The following is a 16,438-nucleotide window of genomic DNA, read 5'->3' as shown; positions in this document are numbered from 1 at the left end:
GGTGGCCGACGTCAGGCAGTTGGGGGCGGGGCCTCCTCGTTGAGCCGGCGCAGCAGGCCGAGCAGGGTGGCCCGGTCCGCGGACGGGAGCGGTGAGAAGCACTCCTCCAGGACCTTCTGGCTGACCTGGTGACCGGCGGCCAGGGTCTGTTCGCCGGCGGGTGTGAGGCGGTGTTCGATACGGCGTCCGTGGCCCGGCCTGCGCTCCACCAGGCCCTGGGCGGCCAGGCGGCCCACGAGCGCCCCGAACGCCTGCTCGCTCTGGAACGTCACCGCGGCCAGCTCGCGTGCCGAGGCCCCGGGCCGGCCGCTGATGGCGCGCAGCGCGTCCCACTGCGCCAGCGTCGTACCGACCTCGCCGAGCGCACTGTCCAGCGCTCGGTGCTGTCGGTACTGCGCTTGCTTGACCGCGCGCCCCAGAACCTGAAGATCGGCATCCATGTCGTAAGTCTACCCGCAATGAAACTAGCTTAATTAAAGAAGCTTAGTTAGGGTCTCGGTCATGACGACGGACCTGAACTCCCTTACCCATGCGGCCGCGTGCGACGACCTGGACCTCACCCTCTCCGAGGCGGGCTCCGGCCGCCCGGTGCTCGTCCTGCACGGAGGCGGCGGGCCCGCCACGGTCGCCGGTATCGCCGCACATCTCTCGCGCGCCGCGCACACGCTCGCGCCCGTGCACCCCGGCTGGGAGGGGACGCCCCGCCCCGACTGGCTGACCGGCGTGGACGATCTGGCCCTGACCTATCTGCACCTCCTGCACGACCGCGGCCTGCGCGACGTCCTGGTCGTCGGCTCCTCGCTCGGCGGCTGGATCGCGGCCGAGATGGCGGTGCGGGACACCGCGGGTGTCATCGGCGGCCTGGTCCTGATCGACGCGGTCGGGGTGCACATCCCCGGCGAGCCGATCACGGACTTCTTCGCCCTGGATGCCCGCGGTGTGGCGTCACACTCCTGGCACGACCCGGACCGCTACTACGTGGACCCCGCCGACATACCGGCCGGCCAACTCGCCATCCGGCAGGCCAACATGGCCACCATGCGCGTTCTCGCGGGCGAGCCGTATATGCACGACGCGAAACTGCTGCGCCGTCTGCGCCGTGTGGACACACCGGCACTCCTGCTGTGGGGGGAGAGCGACCGCGTGGTCACACCTGCCTACGGCGCCGCCTATGCCGCGGCCTTCGGCAACGCCCGCTTCGAGGTCATCCCCGGAGCCGGCCACCTGCCCCAGATCGAGCAGCCCGAGGCCACGCTCGCTCTGATCGACGCACACGTTCACGCATACGCATACGCACGCGCCCACCGCGCGCTCGGCTCCAGCGCCACCTGAGGTCCGGGTGGACCGGTCCGGGTGGGCTGGTCCGTATGGGTTGGCTCTGGTGGACGAGCTCTAGTCGAGCGTGGCCAGCGCGGCGCGGAGTTCGCCGAGGGTGTGGCGGGTGAGGTCGGTGAGCGTCCGCTCGCTCGCCGGATCGGCCCACTGGTCGAAGGCGTCGTAGAAGGCGCGGATGCCGAGTTCGGCGGCGAGGCTCGCGGCCGGTTCCGATACGCCGCGCTTGTGCAGCGCGTCCGTCACGGCCTCGGCGAGTTTGGCGCGCTTCAGGGCGGAGCGCTCCTGTAGTTCGGTGTTACCGGCGATGACCGGGCGGAGCCTGGCGCCGACGTCGCGGCGGTCGTCGGTGAAGGTGGCGGTCAGGGCGTCGAGGGCCGCGCGGACCGCTTCGAGCGGTGTGGCCGGGCCGGGCACCGCGTCGATCGCGTCGGCGAGGAGCCGGGTGTGCATGTCCTGACCGGCGAAGAGCACTTCCCGCTTGTCGCGGAAGTGCCGGAAGAAGGTGGTCTTGGTCAGACCGGCCCGATCGGCGATCTCGTTGACGGTGGTGGCGTCGTAGCCCTGCTCGGTGAAGAGCTCCAGTGCGGCGCGCACCAGCCGTTCCTGCGCGTTCGGTTCCCATCGAGCCATGCGCACAGCATAAGTGATGTGACTTGGTAACGTCACTTCGGCTATGGTGACGGTACCAAGTCACATCACTTCGCTCCGCCCGGGCGGAGCATGTCTCCAGGAGAGCTACGCATGCGTGTTTTCGTCACCGGTGCCAGTGGTCACATCGCATCGGCCGTGGTGCCCGAACTGATCCGGGCCGGACACGAGGTCGCCGGGCTGGCCCGGTCCGAGGCCTCGGCCGACGTCGTCAAGGCCCTGGGCGCCGAGGTGCGCCGCGGCGACCTCGACGACCTGGACGGTCTGCGCGCGGCCGCGGCCGACGCGGACGCGGTCGTCCATCTCGCGTTCGATCACGACGCCATCCCCGCCGGGAGGTTCGCCGACGCGGTGGCAGTCGACCTGACCGTGGTGCGGACCCTCGGCGACGCGCTGGCCGGGACAGGCAAGACCCTCATCGGCGTCGGCTTCACGCACACCGGCGACCCGCGGCTCGACGCGGCGATAGACGCCAACCCCCGCTCCGCCGTCGGGCGCGTGATCAATGACTTCACCGAACGTGGCGTGCGGACCGTCCTCGTCGCCATCCCGCCGGTGACACACAGCACGCGGGACAGGGCCGGTTTCATCCCGACGCTGATCAAGATCGCCCGCGACACGGGCGTGTCCGGCTACGTCGGCGACGGCACCAACCGCTGGCCCGCCGGTCACACCCTGGACGTCGGCCGCCTCTACCGGCTGGCGCTGGAGAAGGCCCCGGCCGGCTCGCAGCTGTACGCCGCGGCCGAAGAGGGCATCACGGTGCGCGAGATCGCCGAGACCATCGGCCGCCACCTGAACGTCCCGGCCGTGAGCATCCCGGCCGAACGGGCCGCAGACCACTTCACGGGCTTCCCGTTCATCACGATGGACATCACCATGCCCAACGCGGACACCAAGCGGCTGCTGGGCTGGGAACCGGTCCACCCCGGCCTGATCGCCGACCTCGACGACGGCCATTACTTCACCACCGACTGACACCGACGGGCGTGGGTGGGGCGGCCGGGAGCGGCGGGAGCCATGGCAGCCCGCACACCGCCTCGGTGAGCGGCCCCGAGGCGCTGACCGGCCCCGAGGCGCGCGGCGCGTTCGGGCCGGAGCACGCCCGCGCCCAGGCCGGCCGGTAGCCGGCACGGCCTGGGCGCGGGCGCGTCAGTTGAAGAGCACCATGTAGGACGAGGTGAGGCCCGAGGCCAGCCAGAACGATCCGCCGGCGATACCGACGATGATCAGGACTGCCAGCGCGCTGTCTATCTTTTCCACCAGCGGGGACGGAGGCCGGGGCTCCAGGTCATGTTCACTCATCCGCCCAACATATGCCAAGAAGTAGGTGTGTGCGGCAGCCTGTTGAGGTTTCCGTGACCGCGGGTTGTCCCAAAAGTCACCGAGCGTCTGCCGAAACGGGATCATTGGGCCGGAAGCCCGCCGAAGACCATGCGGTGCCCGAGCGCCGTGTCCATGTACTCGCGGACCCGGTGGATCAGCCCGTCCCGGAGTTCGAAGACGAGGCAGTAGTCATTGGCGTAGCGGTTGCCGTTCGCGAGCGTCGCCGTCATGGTCTCCTCCACGATCACCCGGTCACCGTCGGCGTAGAGACCGTGGAAGGTGACGGCGACGTCGCGTACGAAGAAGCGCACGATGGCCTCCTTGCCGATCATGTGGCTGGGGCAGTCCAGCGCGACGGCGGTCGCGTTTCCCGGAGGCGCCAGCCACTCGGCGTCCTCGGTGAGGACCGCGGCGATCTGGTCGGCGTCGTGGCCGGCGAACGCCTTCCAGGCGTTCTGAACGACCCTCTGGTTCCGTTGCGACTGCGACATGTTCGCGAAGGTAGAAGGGTGCGAACGAAGAGGCTGGCGGGTTTGCGACGCCACCGCCCCGGGTTCAGCACCTGGCGGGTGCGTGCGGCTCGATGCCGGGATGGGCCACGCCCGTGCACATCACCGACCACGTGCCCCGACCCTGAACGCGCGCGTGCGGCGACGCGGCACGCATGAGTCCAGGATCCGCGGGGCACTCACGGGCGCGACGCGGTCAGGCGTCCGTCGAGGTGGTGGTCGTGCCGATGCGCGGCAGGACGACGAGGAGCACGGCTGCCGCCGCGAGCAGATGCAGCACTTCGAGGGCCACGACGGTCAGGCCCTGGTCGGCGCCCACCAGCGGCCCGACAAGTAACAGCACCACGGCGACGGTCACGATCGCGGCGAAGGTACGGGTCGGCTGGGCCGTGCGCCGCGCGATGAGCAGTGCGACGGTGCCGCCGACCAGGCTCACCAGGAAGGCCGCGAGGCACGCCTGGACCGCGGTGACGGTGCTCTCGGTGCCGGACATGGTGACGTCGAAGTCGGCTCCGGCGGCGTCGAAGATCAGGTAGCCGACGAGGACGGCGACCGCCGCGGCCAGGGCCGCGGGTATGACGAGGCGGGCGATGGCGGCGGTGGGGCGGGTGGATGCGGTGTCGGTCATGGAACTTCTTCCGTGGATGGGGAAAGTGGGTGGTGAGCGGCCCCGCGGATCGGGTGGTCGCAGAGTGCGGGGCCGTTTTGGGCCACGTCATTCTGCTAGGTGATCGTTTCGGAGGGGGCGCTTCCGGCCACCGCCGGACATGGCAAACCACCCCGTATCCCACCGCTGCCGCCGCCGTGTCGCCTATTGGACGAAGCGCACGTCGGGGTGGGACGGGGCAGACCCGTCCAGCAGGTGTTGCGGCCGGCCGCGCAGATGCTGGTGGAAGCGCACGATCGTCTGGGCGTCGGGGTAGCTGAAGTGGGCGCCCGGTTCGGGGCTCAGGTCGCGCTTCCAGCGGGTCGAGCGGTCCCAGAGCGACTGCCAGGACGGCTCGTTCAGGTGGGTCTGACCGTCCTTCCCCATGAGCATGAAGGGACGGCCCAGCCCTTCCAGCGCGCCCGGCAGGAATTCGGTGTCGCTGTACTTGAGGTACATGCTGGTCGAGGACGAAGCGGGTGTCGCGGACACGGGCCTCGATGGCCGGCTTGCGCTTCGCGGGATCGGTCAGGGGATCCCTTCGCAACTCCACGCGGCAGCCGGGGAACTCGACCGGGGATGTCTCATGCGTGCGGTCCATGGTGACCACCACAAGCACGACCGGCCGGGGCGCGCGGCCGTCCGCCGGGGCGGCGGTGACGGCGTTCGTACGCGTGGCGGCCCAGTCCACCAGGCCGGGAGGTGCCAGGCCGAACGAACCCGACTCGTCCACGGCACGGGGGGTGCCGGGCGGCATAGGGGGCCGGCGGGGTATCCGCTCGCCGAACGCGCCGGGTACCAGACGCTGACCATCAGCTCCCGTCGCGTGCCGGTGACCCAGGGGTCGGTTCGGGTGTGGTCGACGAGATGGAGTTCGGTCACTCCGACCGGCTGCCGTCCCGTGGGTGAGGGCAGTTCGAAGCGCACGGCTCCGCGTACACCACCGTGTACGGGCCCGGGCGAGGGATCAGACGGACCGGTGGCGGGTGCGGCCGCCCTCGTGCCGCGTCAGCCAAGGTTTGCCCCGCTCGCCGCCCTGGCACGGCCATCTGCGGCGTTGCCGAACCGACCGAGTAGGCCCACTACGAGGCCGATTCGGCGCCTTGCAGCTGACCGCACCAGGACGCCTCGCTACCGGGCAAATCTTGACTGACGCGCACTAGCCGAGGTTCTCCGTCGGCGCGGCCAGTGCGGGATTCTGTCCGGACCGGCTGAGCGCCTCGGCCACGAATCCGGAGGCCGTCAGGTGGGCCACGGTCTCGCACAGGAAGCGCACGGTCTCCGGACGCCGTGTCCGCGTCGTTCCGACGGCCTGCCGGATGGTCATGAACGCGGGCTCGACCAGGCGCAGTTCGGGCCGTTCGACGAGGTGTGCGGTGAGCGGCTGCCGGATTCCCGCCGCGGCCTCCAGTTTCTCGCCGTGGAAGACGTCCACGCCCTCCGGGCCCCGGACCACGGTGGCGTGGCGCAGGGTCCGGGTGAGGTACAGATCGTAGGCGGAACCCTGCTTCACCCCGATACGGATGCCCGGACGGTCCACGTCTTCCGGTGTGCGCAGTGGGGACTCGGCGGGGACGGCGTACACCCCCTCGATATGCACATACGCGGGGGTGAACGCGATCTCCGCCTCGCGGGCCGGTTCGATGGCGAGGAAGCACAGATCGGCGTGGCCGGTGGCCATGGCCTCGTACGACTTGCGCGCCGCGTCGAAGCAGACGAACTCCACGGGCAGGCCGAGGCGCCGGGCCAGGTCACGGGCGAGGTCGACGGTGACACCGCCGGGCGCGTCCGGGGTGCCCTGGGCGAGGACGGGATTGCCGAGGTTGATGGAGGCGCGGAGCACTCCGGTGGGGGCGAGGTCGCGGGCGAGCGCGGTGCTGTCGGTAATCTCCATGGGCCGAGTCTAGGAACGATCGGCGCTCCTCGACCCCGGGTACGCCCCATGACCGGGCGGGCCTCACGGGCTCACAGCCGGACGACGATCAGGGCGATGTCGTCGCCTCCGCCGTCGGCCACGCCGAGGCGGCTGAGCAGGGTGTCGGCCAGGTGATCGGGGCCGAGGGAGGTGTGGCGGCCGAGGGTGTCGGTGAGGCGGCGCAGCCCGACATCGATGTCCTCGTCACGGCGTTCGATGAGTCCATCGGTGTAGAGCACGAGGGTGTCGCCCGGGGTGTAGGACACCGTGGCCTGCGGGCGGGGGAGGTGGTCGATGACGAGGCCCAGCGGAGGGTTGGTGGCCTGGTCGAGCAGGTCGACGGTGCCGTCCGGCCGGGCCAGGACGGGTGGCGGGTGGCCGGCGCTGGTGTAGGTGATGCGCTGGTGGCGGGTGTCGACGACGGCCTTGGCCGCGGTCGTGGCCAGCGCGCCCTCGAAGGTGCGGGCGTAGAGGCTCAGGACGTCCATCGCTCTGCCGGGCTCGCTGATGGCGCGGACGGCGGCGGACAGGGCGCTGCGGAGCATGCCCATGACGGCGGCGGCCTCCAGGCCGTGGCCGACCACATCGCCGACCGCGACGGTGAAGGTGTCCGCGGACAGGTCCACCACGTCGTACCAGTCGCCGCACACATTGAGCGACCGGGCGGCGGGCATGTAGCGCACGGCGATTTCGCGGTGTCCGGCCAGGTCCGGGGAGTGCAGCATGGCCTCCTGGAGGGTGAGGGCGGTGCGGCGCTCCCGGTCGTGGGCCTCGCGGAGCTCCTCGTTGAGGTGCTGGAGTTCCCGCGCCCGCGTGTACAGCTCGGCCTCCATCGCCTCGCGCTCCCTGCCCGCGTCCGGCTTCGGGCGCAGCGGCCGGGTCAGTACGAACTCGGTCATGTCCTCCACCCGGTGGATGATCCACCGCACCTCTCCATCGGGTCCCAGGACGGGTGTGTTCATGGGCGACCACCACTTGGCCCGGAACACTCCCGGCCGCCCGGAGACGGGGATGTCGTACTTCTGCACCGCCATCGTGTCCGTCTTCTTCGTGCGCAGGACCCGCTGGAGAGAGGCGTCCAGATTGCGCACCCCGTCCGCGTCCGGGTCCGCCGGGTTGTCGGGGTGGACCTCGAAGAGGTAGTGGCCGATCAGCTCCTCCCTGGACCGGCCCGTGGCCCGCAGATAGGCCTCGTTGACCTCGACGACCACCAGGTCGGGGGCCAGCACCAGATAAGGACTGGGCGTGACGGCGAACACCGCCTGGTAGTCGATCCGCGGTGCGCTCACAACCTTCTCCCGTCCGGCCCGGCCCCTGTCTCAATTCCGATTCTCGACTATGCGGCCCGCCCCGAGCGAGGGGCCGTCGGCTCGCCGATCATCGAGGGCGCCGACCGGGCGGCTCGCGGACCCGGCCACCCGGCGCCGACCGGCCCTGTCGCGCCCCGTCGGCTGCCGGGGCGCTGTGCCGGTTGTGGAGCGATCTTGTGAGATTCGGACACGTTTTTGAACCTCGTCCACCGGTTGTTCGTCCTCCAGTGCGGGAGCACCGGGATGCTTTGTGACGCAGCGAAGGTCCCCGCGTGATGAACCGCACCACGAGCGAATGGACAAGCACACCATGGGGCGACACCGACGAATATCCCGGCTTCCCCGGACCACGCTGGCGTCGCGAGCGGCGCTGGCCGCGGGGGCGCTCGTGCCGACGATCGCCTCGGTGGGGTCGGCTCACGCGGCCACCCCGCAGACGGCGATCTGCACCTCGGACCGGCCGGGGCTCGCCGACGAGCTCTCCGAGGACATCAACGCGGCACTGGACGGCTCCACCGCCACGACGGCGATCAGCCTCCACGACCGCACCACGAACACCACCTGCACCCTCGACGCGGACCGGACGTTCGACTCCGCGAGCACGGTCAAGGTGACCGTGCTCGGCACGCTGCTGTGGGACGCGCAGAAGGACGGTCGCGCCCTGACGCAGGAGGAGAAGGACCGCGCCACCGCCATGATCACGAAGTCCGACAACGATGCCACCACCGCGCTGTGGAAGCAGCTCGGGGCGGACAAGATCAACGGATTCCTCCAGGCCGCGGGGATGACCAACACCGTCCTCGACAGCGAGGGGCACTGGGGGCTCACCCAGATCACCGCCAACGAGGAGGAAAAGCTCCTCAACCTGGTCACCCACGCGAACCCGGTGCTCAGCGAGGACTCCCGCGGCTACATCCTGAAGCTGACGAGCGAGGTCATCCCCTCGCAGCGCTGGGGGACCCCGGCCGGCGCGCCGGGCGACGCACAGGTGCATGTGAAGAACGGCTGGCTGGAGCGGGCCACGAACGGCTGGCGGGTGCACAGCCTCGGCGCCTTCACCGGCGGCGACCACGACTACACGATCACGGTGCTCTCGCAGGACAACGCCACGATGGACGACGGCATCGCCAACATCGAGGGCGTCGCCCGAGCGGTCCACCAGGACCTCAACGCGCCCGCGGCCGACGCGCGGCCCTAGCCCGCCGGAACCCGCCGGAACCCGCCGGAACCCGCCGGACCCCCCGGACCCGTCGAGGTCAGGAAGCCCGGGTGTGGTGGTCCAGCAGACGGGTGAGCAGCCCCACGAACTGGTCGCGCTCGACAGGGCTCAGCGGCGCGAGCAGTTCGTCGTGGAGTTCGTCCAGGACCTTGTCGAGGCGGCGTAGCCGGCGGCGGCCCCGGGGGGAGATCGTGATGGTGTTGCGGCGCCGGTCGGCGGGGTCCGGCGCCCGCTCGACGAGGCCGCGCTCGGTCAGTTCGTTGAGCACACCGACCATGTCGCTGCGGTAGATACCGGTGCGCCCGCTCAGCGTCGCCTGGCTGCCCGGGCCGTATTCCCCCAGCGACGCGAGTACGGCGTAGTGCCACTTGCGGGCGTCGGCCCGGGCCAGGCCCTCGTTGATCAGCCGGTCCGACCGCGTGGTCAGCTGCGACAGCAGTCGGCTCGCCAGCCGACGCAGCCGTTCGGGCGTCTGGGGCGCGCCGTCGTCGGGGACGTTCGCGGCTTCGGCTCTGGTCATGGCGCTCATCCTACCGATTGCGTTAGTCCGACTAACGATGTACGTTCGCTCGCGCCGACAACGTTAGTGCGACAAACGTTTGTTGAGCGGACTCCACGGAAGGAACACCTTGCCCATCACGACACTGCGGATTCCCACCCCGGACGGTCAGGCCGACGCTTTCGCCGCCTTCCCCGACGGTGGCGAGCGGCACCCGGGGGTGCTGCTGTACCCGGACGCGTTCGGCATCCGGCCCGTACTGCGGGAGATGGCCCGCGAACTGGCCGACCACGGGTACTACGTGCTCGTCCCCAACTTCCTCTACCGGCAGGGACCGGCCCCGGTGATCGAACTTCCCGAACACATCGGAGAGGAGGTCCGGCCCGCGGTCATCGGCCGGCTGATGCCCCTGATCGAGGCGCACACCACCGAACGGATCCTGCGCGACGCCGATGCCTACCTGAGGTTCCTCACCACCCGGCCCGAGGTCGGCGCCGGACCGGTCGGCGTGATCGGCTACTGCATCGGCGCCGCCCTGGCGATGCGCACCGCGACGGCCCACCCCGGCCAGGTGGCCGCCCTCGCCGGATTCCACCCCGGCTTCCTGGTGGCCGACGCGCCCGACAGCCCGCACCGCCTCGTCCCCGCCCTCACCGCCCACGCCCACATCGGCCTCGCCGAAGGCGATATGTCACCCGAGGCCATCGGCGAACTCAACCGGGCACTGGACGCCGCGGGTGTCGACTACACCACCGAGATCTACCCCGGCGCCGTCCACGGCTTCACCATGGCCGACACCGATGCCTTCAGCCCCTCGGCGCTGCGACGCCACTGGGACCGGCTGCTCCCGCTCCTGGGTCGCGCCCTGGCCAACGGCTGAGGGGGCGCTCCGGTCCGTTCAGGCCGAACCCGACGGACGGATTTCCCGCGGTCCAACCCCTTCACGCATCCGGTGCATGCACTGTATACACAGTATATGAGCCGAGAAGACAGAGGCCGCCGCGGTGATGCCCAAGGCGCCGACGCCCTCACCGACGAGCTGCGCCGGCTGATCGTCGAGGGCGTCTACCCGCCGGGCCACCGACTGGTCCAGGACGAACTCGCCGACCGCTTCGGGGTGAGCCGCATCCCGTTGCGGGAGGCCATGCGCACCCTCGCGAGCGAGGGTCTGCTGCGCTCGACGCCGGGCCGCGGCACGTTCGTCACGGTGCTGGACCTCGAGGAGATCGACGAGATCTACAACCTGCGGCGGCTCATCGAGCCGAGTTTCGCCGAGCATGTCACCGAGCGGGTCTCCCGGCGCGACATCAGCCGGTTCGAGGAGATGGCGACCGCGATGGAGCGGGCCGCGGGGTCCGGCGCCGACATCTGGTCGCGGACGAACCTCGCCTTCCACCTGGACATGTACCGGCTGTCCCGGCTGCCCATGCGCTACGAGATCATCTCGCAGATGTACCACCGGCTGGAGCCGTACTCCCGGTTCTACGTCCATGGCACTTCGGCGTACGGCCGGGTCCACCATGAGCACGCCGCGATGGTCCAGGCGCTGGCCGACGGGGACGCGGAGGAGCTGGCCCGGCAGATCACGGCGCACATCGACGGCGGCCAGGAAGGGCTCCACACGGCCTGGGAGAACAGCAGCGGCGCCCTCCAGGCGTACTGGGCGGAGTCGGCCCGGTGACCGCCCTCGCGCTCAACACCGATGTGGGCGAGGGGTTCGGGGTCTGGGGGCCGGCCGACGAGGGCGAGCTGCTGGACCAGGTCACCGCGGCCAACGTGGCCTGCGGATTCCACGCCGGAGACCCCGACATCCTGCGTCGCACCTGCGAGGCGAGCACCGCCCGGGGCGTGGCCATCGGGGCCCAGGTCTCCTACCGCGACCTGGCCGGTTTCGGCCGCCGCTTCATCGACGTGCCGCCGGCCACGCTGGTCAACGAACTCCTGTACCAGATGGGCGCGTTGGAGGTGTTCGCCCGGCTCGCGGGCGGTCGCGTCAGCTATGTGAAGGCCCATGGCGCGCTCTACAACGCGGCGGCCCGGCACACCGGGCACGCGGCCGCGATCGTCGAGGCCGTAGCGCTGTACGACAGCACGCTGCCACTGCTGTGCCAGCCGCGCACCGCCGTCTGGGCGCGGGCGCTGGAGGCCGGGGTGCGCCCGCTGGCCGAGGGGTTCATCGACCGCGGCTACACCGACGAGGGGCTGCTGGTGCCCCGCTCCGCGCCCGGCGCCCTGATCACCGACCCGGCCGAGGCGGCCGAACGCGCCCTGCGGATGGCGGAGTCGGGGACGGTGGTCTCGGTGAGCGGCAGCGTCGTACGGATCGCCCCGGACGGCGGGGAGCTGGCCGCGCTGTGCGTGCACAGCGACACCCCGGGCGCCGTGGGGCTGGCCGCCGCCGTACGGGAGGCGCTGGCGTCGGGGGGTGTCGCGGTGGGCCCGCCCGGTGCCGCCGCGGACCGGGTCGGGGTGCGGCCGTGACGCCGGCGGACGTGCCCCCTGCGGACTTGATCCCTGGGGACGTGCCCCCTGCGGACTCGCCCCCTGCGGACTCGCCCCCTGCGGACGTGGCGTCCGTGGCCGTGAAGTCTGTGAGCACGACATCAGGAAAAACGATCCTGCGGAGGGCCGGTGACCGGGGCTGGCTGATCGAGTGCGCGGACCGGCTCCCCGCCGAGGTCGCCACCTCGATCCGCGCCCAGCCCTGGGCCTCGGGGCTGCGGGAGGTCGTGCCCGCCGCCGCGACCGTGCTGGTGGTGGCGGAGACCGCCGCCGGGATGGACAAGCTCGCCGCCGGGCTGCGCACCGTGCTCGACGGGCCCGGCGCCCACCCCACCGGACCGCCGCCCGGCAGGCGGATCGTGATCCCGGTCCGCTACGACGGACCCGACCTGCCCGAGGTCGCCGAACGCCTCGGCCTGGCCCCGGAGGAGGTCGCGCGGCGGCACGGCGCGGGGGAGTACCGGGTCGGCTTCTTCGGTTTCGCGCCCGGCTTCGCGTATCTGGACGGCGTACCGGAGAGCCTCCGGCTGCCCCGGCTGTCCAGCCCGCGCCCGAGGGTGGCCGCCGGGGTGGTGGCCATCGCCGGGAACCAGACGGTGGTCTACCCCGGCGGAACCCCCGGCGGCTGGCACCAGATCGGCGTCACCACCACCCGGCTGTGGGACGTGACGGCCGATCCGCCCAACCGGCTCGCGGTCGGCGACCGGATCGTCTTCGAGGCGGTGACGCCATGACGGTCACCTCCGCCGCCCCGGGCCGCCGGGTCCGTACCCGGTACCGGTCGCCGGGCCCCGGCACCGGTCCCGAGCCCGCCGTACTGACGGTCGTCCGGCCGGGGCCGGCGACCAGCGTGCAGGACCTGGGCCGTCCGGGAATGGCCCATCTGGGCGTGCCCGCCTCCGGCCCGGCGGACCGGCGCAGCTTCCGCCTCGCCAACAGGCTGGCCGGGAACCCGGAGGACACCCCGGCCCTGGAGGCCACCCTCGGCGGCCTCGCGATCACCCTCTCCACCACCCGCCAGGTGGCGGTCACCGGGGCCCCGGTGCCGCTGACGGTCGACGGGGTGCCGGTCGACGGCGCGCCACGGCTGCGGCTCCGCGCCGGATCGGTGCTCGCCATCGGCCGCCCCTGGGCGGGCTGCCGTACCTACCTCGCCGTCTCCGGCGGGATCGAGGCGGAGCGGGTGCTGGGGTCGGCCTCGCGCGACTTCCTCACCGGGCTGGGCCCCGATCCGGTGCGCGCCGGGGCGGAGTACGGGCTGGGCCCGGTGCGCCCGGTTCCGGCGGTCCCGCTGGAGCTGGCGTTCAGCGTGGTCCCGAGCGGCGGCCCGGCCACCGTCCGGTTCCGCTGGGGCCCGCGGCACGAGCTGTTCGACGCCGCGGACCTGCACCGGCTCACCACCACGCGCTGGCGGGTCTCCGCCCAGTGCGACCGGGTGGGCGCGCGGCTGACCGGGCCGCCGCTGGCCATCGGCTCGGTCGACCTGCCCAGTGAGGGGACGATGCGCGGCGCCATCCAGGTGCCGCCGTCGGGCGAGCCGATCGTCTTCCTCGCCGACCATCCGGTCACCGGCGGCTACCCCGTCATCGGAGTGGTCACCGACGCCGACATCGACCTCGTCGGCCAGACCCTCCCCGGGGACGAACTCCGGCTCGCCCCCGTCCACTGAACCCACTGAACCCACTGAACCCACTGACCCCCATCAACCCACTGACCCCCCTGAAACACCCTGAGAAACCTCGAGGAGACACTCACATGACCGCTCAGCCCGACTCCCTCGTCCCCTTCCACCTGGCCATCCCGGTGGACGACATCGACGCCGCCCGGGAGTTCTACGGCAAGGTGCTCGGCTTCGCCGAGGGCCGCTCGGACACCAAGTGGATCGACTGGAACTTCGGTGGCCACCAGGTCGTCACCCACCAGGTCGGCGACGGTCCGTCCGGGGCGCGGCGCGACGGCATCGCCGGGACCAACCCGGTCGACGGCCACCAGGTGCCGGTGCCGCACTTCGGCCTGGTGCTGCCGGTGCCGGAGTTCCAGAAGCTGGCCGAGCGGCTCACCGCGGCGGGCACGGAGTTCGTGATCGAGCCGTACGTCCGCTTCCAGGGCGAGCCCGGTGAGCAGTGGACGATGTTCTTCCTCGACCCGGCGGGCAACGCGCTGGAGTTCAAGGCCTTCGCCGACCTCGGACAGCTCTTCGCCGTCTGACCGCAGTGCGGCGCCCGGCCCGGCAGGACGACGGTCATCAGCAGGAGGACTGGTCCCGCGGATGACCGTCGTACGGGCCCCCGGCGCCGTACCGGCGGCACTGACAGCACATCCCGGCCAAAGGACATGTCAGACCCGGAGGAACCCATGACGAGCGTATCAACGGCCTCAACCGCACCCGGAGACACCGGGGACGCGGCCGCCGTGGCCACCGCGACGCGCGGCGGCCCGCGCCGGGCGGCGGTGGCGGCGGCCGCCGGCACGGCCATCGAGTACTACGAGTTCGGCGTCTACAGCTATCTGGCCGTGGTCATCGGCCCGCACTTCTTTCCCGGGGACGACCCCACCGCCGCCCTGCTGGCCACGCTCGCGGTGTTCGGCAGCGCGTTCCTCATGCGGCCGCTGGGCGGCATCGTGCTCGGCCGGCTCGGGGACCGGGTGGGCCGCAAGCCCGTACTGATCCTCACCGTGACCGGGATGGGCGGCGCCACCGCGGCCGTCGGGCTGCTGCCCACGGCCGAGGCCGTCGGCGTGGCGGCGCCCGTCGCCCTGCTGGTGGTGCGGCTCGCGCAGGGGTTCTTCGCGGGCGGTGAGGTGACCGGCTCGGCCACCTATCTCGCCGAGTCGGCCCCGGCCGGGCGGCGTGGCTTCTTCGGGGCCTTCACCCCGGTCGGGGTGGCCCTCGGCGGCGGGGCCGCGGCGCTGGTCGCGGGCGTCACCACGACCGCGCTGAGCGAGCGCCAGCTCGAAGCCTGGGGATGGCGGATACCGTTCCTGCTCTCGCTGCCCCTGATCGCCGTCGCCCTGATCGCCCGCAACCGGCTCGCGGACTCCGAGAGCTTCCTCGCGGCGAAGTCGGAGCGGGCCACCGCCAAGGCGCCGCTGACCGAGGTGTTCACCCGCCACCGCGGCCCGGTGCTGAAGGTGACCCTGCTGGCCATCGGCTCCAACTGCGGCTACTGGGTCGGCCTGATCTTCATGAACATCTACCTCACCAACGACCTCGGCTACCCCAAGTCCTCCACCTTCTGGATCATGGGCGGGATCAGCCTGTTCGTGGCCGTCCTGATGCCGGTGTGCGGGGCGCTGTCGGACCGTTGGGGCCGCAAGCGGCTCATCACCATCGGCTTCGCCGGGTACGCGGTCCTGGTCGTCCCCGCCATGCTGGTCATGGGTCTTGGCAGCTTCCCGCTCGCCGTCGCGGCCATGGTGGTGCTGGCCCTGCCGATGCCGATCGTCCAGTCCGTCACGTACCCGACGTACGCCGAACTGTTCCCGACCCGGGTGCGGTACACCGGGCTCTCGTTCAGCTTCAACATCGGCACCATCGTCGGCGGTGGGCTCAGCCCCTATCTGTCCACCTGGCTGATCTCGGCCACCGGCAGTCTGCTCGCCCCCGGATTCCTGCTGATGGCGGCCGTGGTCGTCGCCCTGCTGACGCTGCGCACCGTCACCGAGTCCAGCCACGGGGAACTGGCGTGACGGCCCCGGTCCCTTCCGTGGACGGCCTTCCCGTGGACACACCCGCCACCCCGGCGGCGCTGCGGCGCCTGGTGGCGGACGGCCGGTGGACCGGGCCCACGGCCGGTCTGCTGGACGGGTACCAGCAGGCCAACCTCGTGATCGTCCCGCGTGACCTGGCCTTCGACTTCCTGCTGTACTGCACCCGCAACCCCGCGCCCTGCCCCGTTCTCGCCGTCACCGAGCCGGGCGACCCGGTGGTGCGGCTCGGCACGACCGTCGCCGACCTGCGGACGGACCTGCCGCGCTACCGGGTCTGGCACGACGGTGAACCGGCCGCCGAACCAACCGACATCACCGCCCACTGGCGCCCGGACGCGGTCGGCTTCCTCCTCGGTTGCAGCCACACCTTCGAGGGTCCGCTGCGCGCGGCGGGCGTCCCGGTCCGGTACGCGCCGGAGTCCGCGGCGCCGCCCGTCTACGTCACCGACGTGGCCACCCGCCCCGCCGGGCGGCTGTCCGGGCCGCTGGTGGTCAGCATGCGCGCGATACCGGCCCGGCTGGTGGCGCGCGCCGTGGAGATCACCGCCCGCTATCCGGCCGGACACGGGGCGCCGGTGCACATCGGCGACCCGGCCGGGCTCGGCATCGCCGACCTGGCCCGGCCGGACTTCGGCCCCTCCCCGGTCGTCGAGGACGGTGATGTCCCGGTGTTCTGGGCCTGCGGGGTGACACCCCAACTGGCGCTCCCCGCCACCCGGGCCCGGTACGCCATCACCCACTACCCGGGTCATATGTTCGTCTTCGACCACACCGTCGACGCGGGTCCGGCACCTGGGTGAACGGGCCCTCCGCGGTCC

Annotated in this window: 21 protein-coding genes; 12 read left to right on the top strand and 9 right to left on the bottom strand. The window is 71.7% G+C overall.

From position 1 onward, the window contains the following. Positions 1–11: 11 nt before the first annotated feature. On the bottom strand, positions 12–440 hold the full coding sequence (locus tag ABD329_RS15380; protein WP_198276303.1) for a MarR family winged helix-turn-helix transcriptional regulator: 429 nt from the start codon (positions 438–440) through the stop codon (positions 12–14). Positions 441–501: 61 nt separating this feature from the next. On the opposite strand from ABD329_RS15380, the gene ABD329_RS15375 reads away from it, so the two are divergent. Next, positions 502–1,332, top strand: coding sequence for an alpha/beta fold hydrolase (locus ABD329_RS15375; protein ID WP_198276304.1), 831 nt, complete (start codon positions 502–504; stop codon positions 1,330–1,332). A gap of 60 nt (positions 1,333–1,392) precedes the next feature. Here the strand turns inward: ABD329_RS15375 and ABD329_RS15370 are convergent, their stop codons facing one another. Continuing rightward, positions 1,393–1,965, bottom strand: coding sequence for a TetR/AcrR family transcriptional regulator (locus ABD329_RS15370; protein ID WP_198276305.1), 573 nt, complete (start codon positions 1,963–1,965; stop codon positions 1,393–1,395). A gap of 111 nt (positions 1,966–2,076) precedes the next feature. Here ABD329_RS15370 and ABD329_RS15365 point away from each other — a divergent pair, with 111 nt between their 5' ends. Then, positions 2,077–2,961: an SDR family oxidoreductase gene (locus ABD329_RS15365; protein ID WP_198276306.1), complete on the top strand. Its 885-nt coding sequence runs from the start codon at positions 2,077–2,079 to the stop codon at positions 2,959–2,961. A gap of 11 nt (positions 2,962–2,972) precedes the next feature. Further along, a complete protein-coding gene (locus ABD329_RS15360; RefSeq protein ID WP_198276307.1) occupies positions 2,973–3,110 on the top strand; it encodes a hypothetical protein in 138 nt (45 codons plus the stop codon). A 25-nt stretch (positions 3,111–3,135) separates the two neighbouring features. Here the strand turns inward: ABD329_RS15360 and ABD329_RS15355 are convergent, their stop codons facing one another. The 6 genes from ABD329_RS15355 to ABD329_RS15330 all read right to left on the bottom strand — a co-directional run bounded on the left by ABD329_RS15355 (position 3,136) and on the right by ABD329_RS15330 (position 7,668). Then, positions 3,136–3,288 (bottom strand): hypothetical protein, encoded by a 153-nt coding sequence (locus ABD329_RS15355; protein ID WP_198276308.1) that lies wholly within the window; start codon positions 3,286–3,288, stop codon positions 3,136–3,138. A 101-nt stretch (positions 3,289–3,389) separates the two neighbouring features. Further along, positions 3,390–3,800, bottom strand: coding sequence for a nuclear transport factor 2 family protein (locus tag ABD329_RS15350; RefSeq protein WP_198276309.1), 411 nt, complete (start codon positions 3,798–3,800; stop codon positions 3,390–3,392). Between the two features lie 214 nt (positions 3,801–4,014). After that, a complete protein-coding gene (locus ABD329_RS15345; RefSeq protein WP_198276310.1) occupies positions 4,015–4,446 on the bottom strand; it encodes a DUF6069 family protein in 432 nt (143 codons plus the stop codon). A gap of 183 nt (positions 4,447–4,629) precedes the next feature. Further along, positions 4,630–4,956, bottom strand: a complete 327-nt coding sequence (locus ABD329_RS15340; protein ID WP_246618331.1) for a hypothetical protein — start codon at positions 4,954–4,956, stop codon at positions 4,630–4,632. A gap of 667 nt (positions 4,957–5,623) precedes the next feature. After that, positions 5,624–6,358 carry a transporter substrate-binding domain-containing protein gene (locus ABD329_RS15335; RefSeq protein ID WP_198276311.1) on the bottom strand — a complete coding sequence of 245 codons (735 nt, stop codon included), beginning with the start codon at positions 6,356–6,358 and terminating at the stop codon, positions 5,624–5,626. 71 nt (positions 6,359–6,429) lie between these two features. Beyond that, positions 6,430–7,668, bottom strand: coding sequence for a SpoIIE family protein phosphatase (locus ABD329_RS15330; protein WP_198276312.1), 1,239 nt, complete (start codon positions 7,666–7,668; stop codon positions 6,430–6,432). 331 nt (positions 7,669–7,999) lie between these two features. Between ABD329_RS15330 and ABD329_RS15325 the strand changes: the two genes are divergently transcribed. After that, on the top strand, positions 8,000–8,887 hold the full coding sequence (locus ABD329_RS15325; protein ID WP_198276318.1) for a serine hydrolase: 888 nt from the start codon (positions 8,000–8,002) through the stop codon (positions 8,885–8,887). 58 nt (positions 8,888–8,945) lie between these two features. On the opposite strand, the gene ABD329_RS15320 is transcribed toward ABD329_RS15325, so the two are convergent. Beyond that, the gene (locus ABD329_RS15320; protein WP_198276313.1) at positions 8,946–9,428 is read right to left on the bottom strand and encodes a MarR family winged helix-turn-helix transcriptional regulator; all 483 of its coding nucleotides are present in this window, start codon (positions 9,426–9,428) and stop codon (positions 8,946–8,948) included. Positions 9,429–9,537: 109 nt separating this feature from the next. Here ABD329_RS15320 and ABD329_RS15315 point away from each other — a divergent pair, with 109 nt between their 5' ends. From ABD329_RS15315 to ABD329_RS15280, 8 genes are all read left to right on the top strand, one after another. Then, on the top strand, positions 9,538–10,287 hold the full coding sequence (locus ABD329_RS15315) for a dienelactone hydrolase family protein (protein ID WP_344316499.1): 750 nt from the start codon (positions 9,538–9,540) through the stop codon (positions 10,285–10,287). A gap of 96 nt (positions 10,288–10,383) precedes the next feature. After that, complete coding sequence (locus tag ABD329_RS15310) at positions 10,384–11,088, top strand: GntR family transcriptional regulator (RefSeq protein WP_020873163.1); 705 nt, start codon at positions 10,384–10,386, stop codon at positions 11,086–11,088. Then, positions 11,085–11,888 (top strand): LamB/YcsF family protein, encoded by an 804-nt coding sequence (locus tag ABD329_RS15305; protein WP_198277982.1) that lies wholly within the window; start codon positions 11,085–11,087, stop codon positions 11,886–11,888. Before ABD329_RS15310 ends, ABD329_RS15305 begins: the two co-directional genes overlap by 4 nt. A 110-nt stretch (positions 11,889–11,998) precedes the next feature. Further along, positions 11,999–12,643: a 5-oxoprolinase subunit B family protein gene (locus ABD329_RS15300; RefSeq protein ID WP_198277981.1), complete on the top strand. Its 645-nt coding sequence runs from the start codon at positions 11,999–12,001 to the stop codon at positions 12,641–12,643. After that, complete coding sequence (locus ABD329_RS15295) at positions 12,640–13,578, top strand: 5-oxoprolinase subunit C family protein (RefSeq protein ID WP_198277980.1); 939 nt, start codon at positions 12,640–12,642, stop codon at positions 13,576–13,578. Before ABD329_RS15300 ends, ABD329_RS15295 begins: the two co-directional genes overlap by 4 nt. A gap of 86 nt (positions 13,579–13,664) precedes the next feature. After that, positions 13,665–14,117, top strand: a complete 453-nt coding sequence (locus ABD329_RS15290; RefSeq protein ID WP_198277979.1) for a VOC family protein — start codon at positions 13,665–13,667, stop codon at positions 14,115–14,117. A 147-nt stretch (positions 14,118–14,264) separates the two neighbouring features. Then, complete coding sequence (locus ABD329_RS15285) at positions 14,265–15,599, top strand: MFS transporter (RefSeq protein ID WP_344316498.1); 1,335 nt, start codon at positions 14,265–14,267, stop codon at positions 15,597–15,599. Positions 15,600–15,631: 32 nt separating this feature from the next. Next, positions 15,632–16,420: a putative hydro-lyase gene (locus tag ABD329_RS15280; RefSeq protein WP_198277984.1), complete on the top strand. Its 789-nt coding sequence runs from the start codon at positions 15,632–15,634 to the stop codon at positions 16,418–16,420. Positions 16,421–16,438: the final 18 nt, after the last annotated feature.

Source organism: Streptomyces javensis (assembly GCF_039525925.1).
In the GTDB taxonomy this organism is placed as follows: domain Bacteria; phylum Actinomycetota; class Actinomycetes; order Streptomycetales; family Streptomycetaceae; genus Streptomyces; species Streptomyces asiaticus.
This window is presented reverse-complemented; position numbering and strand designations above follow the sequence as displayed.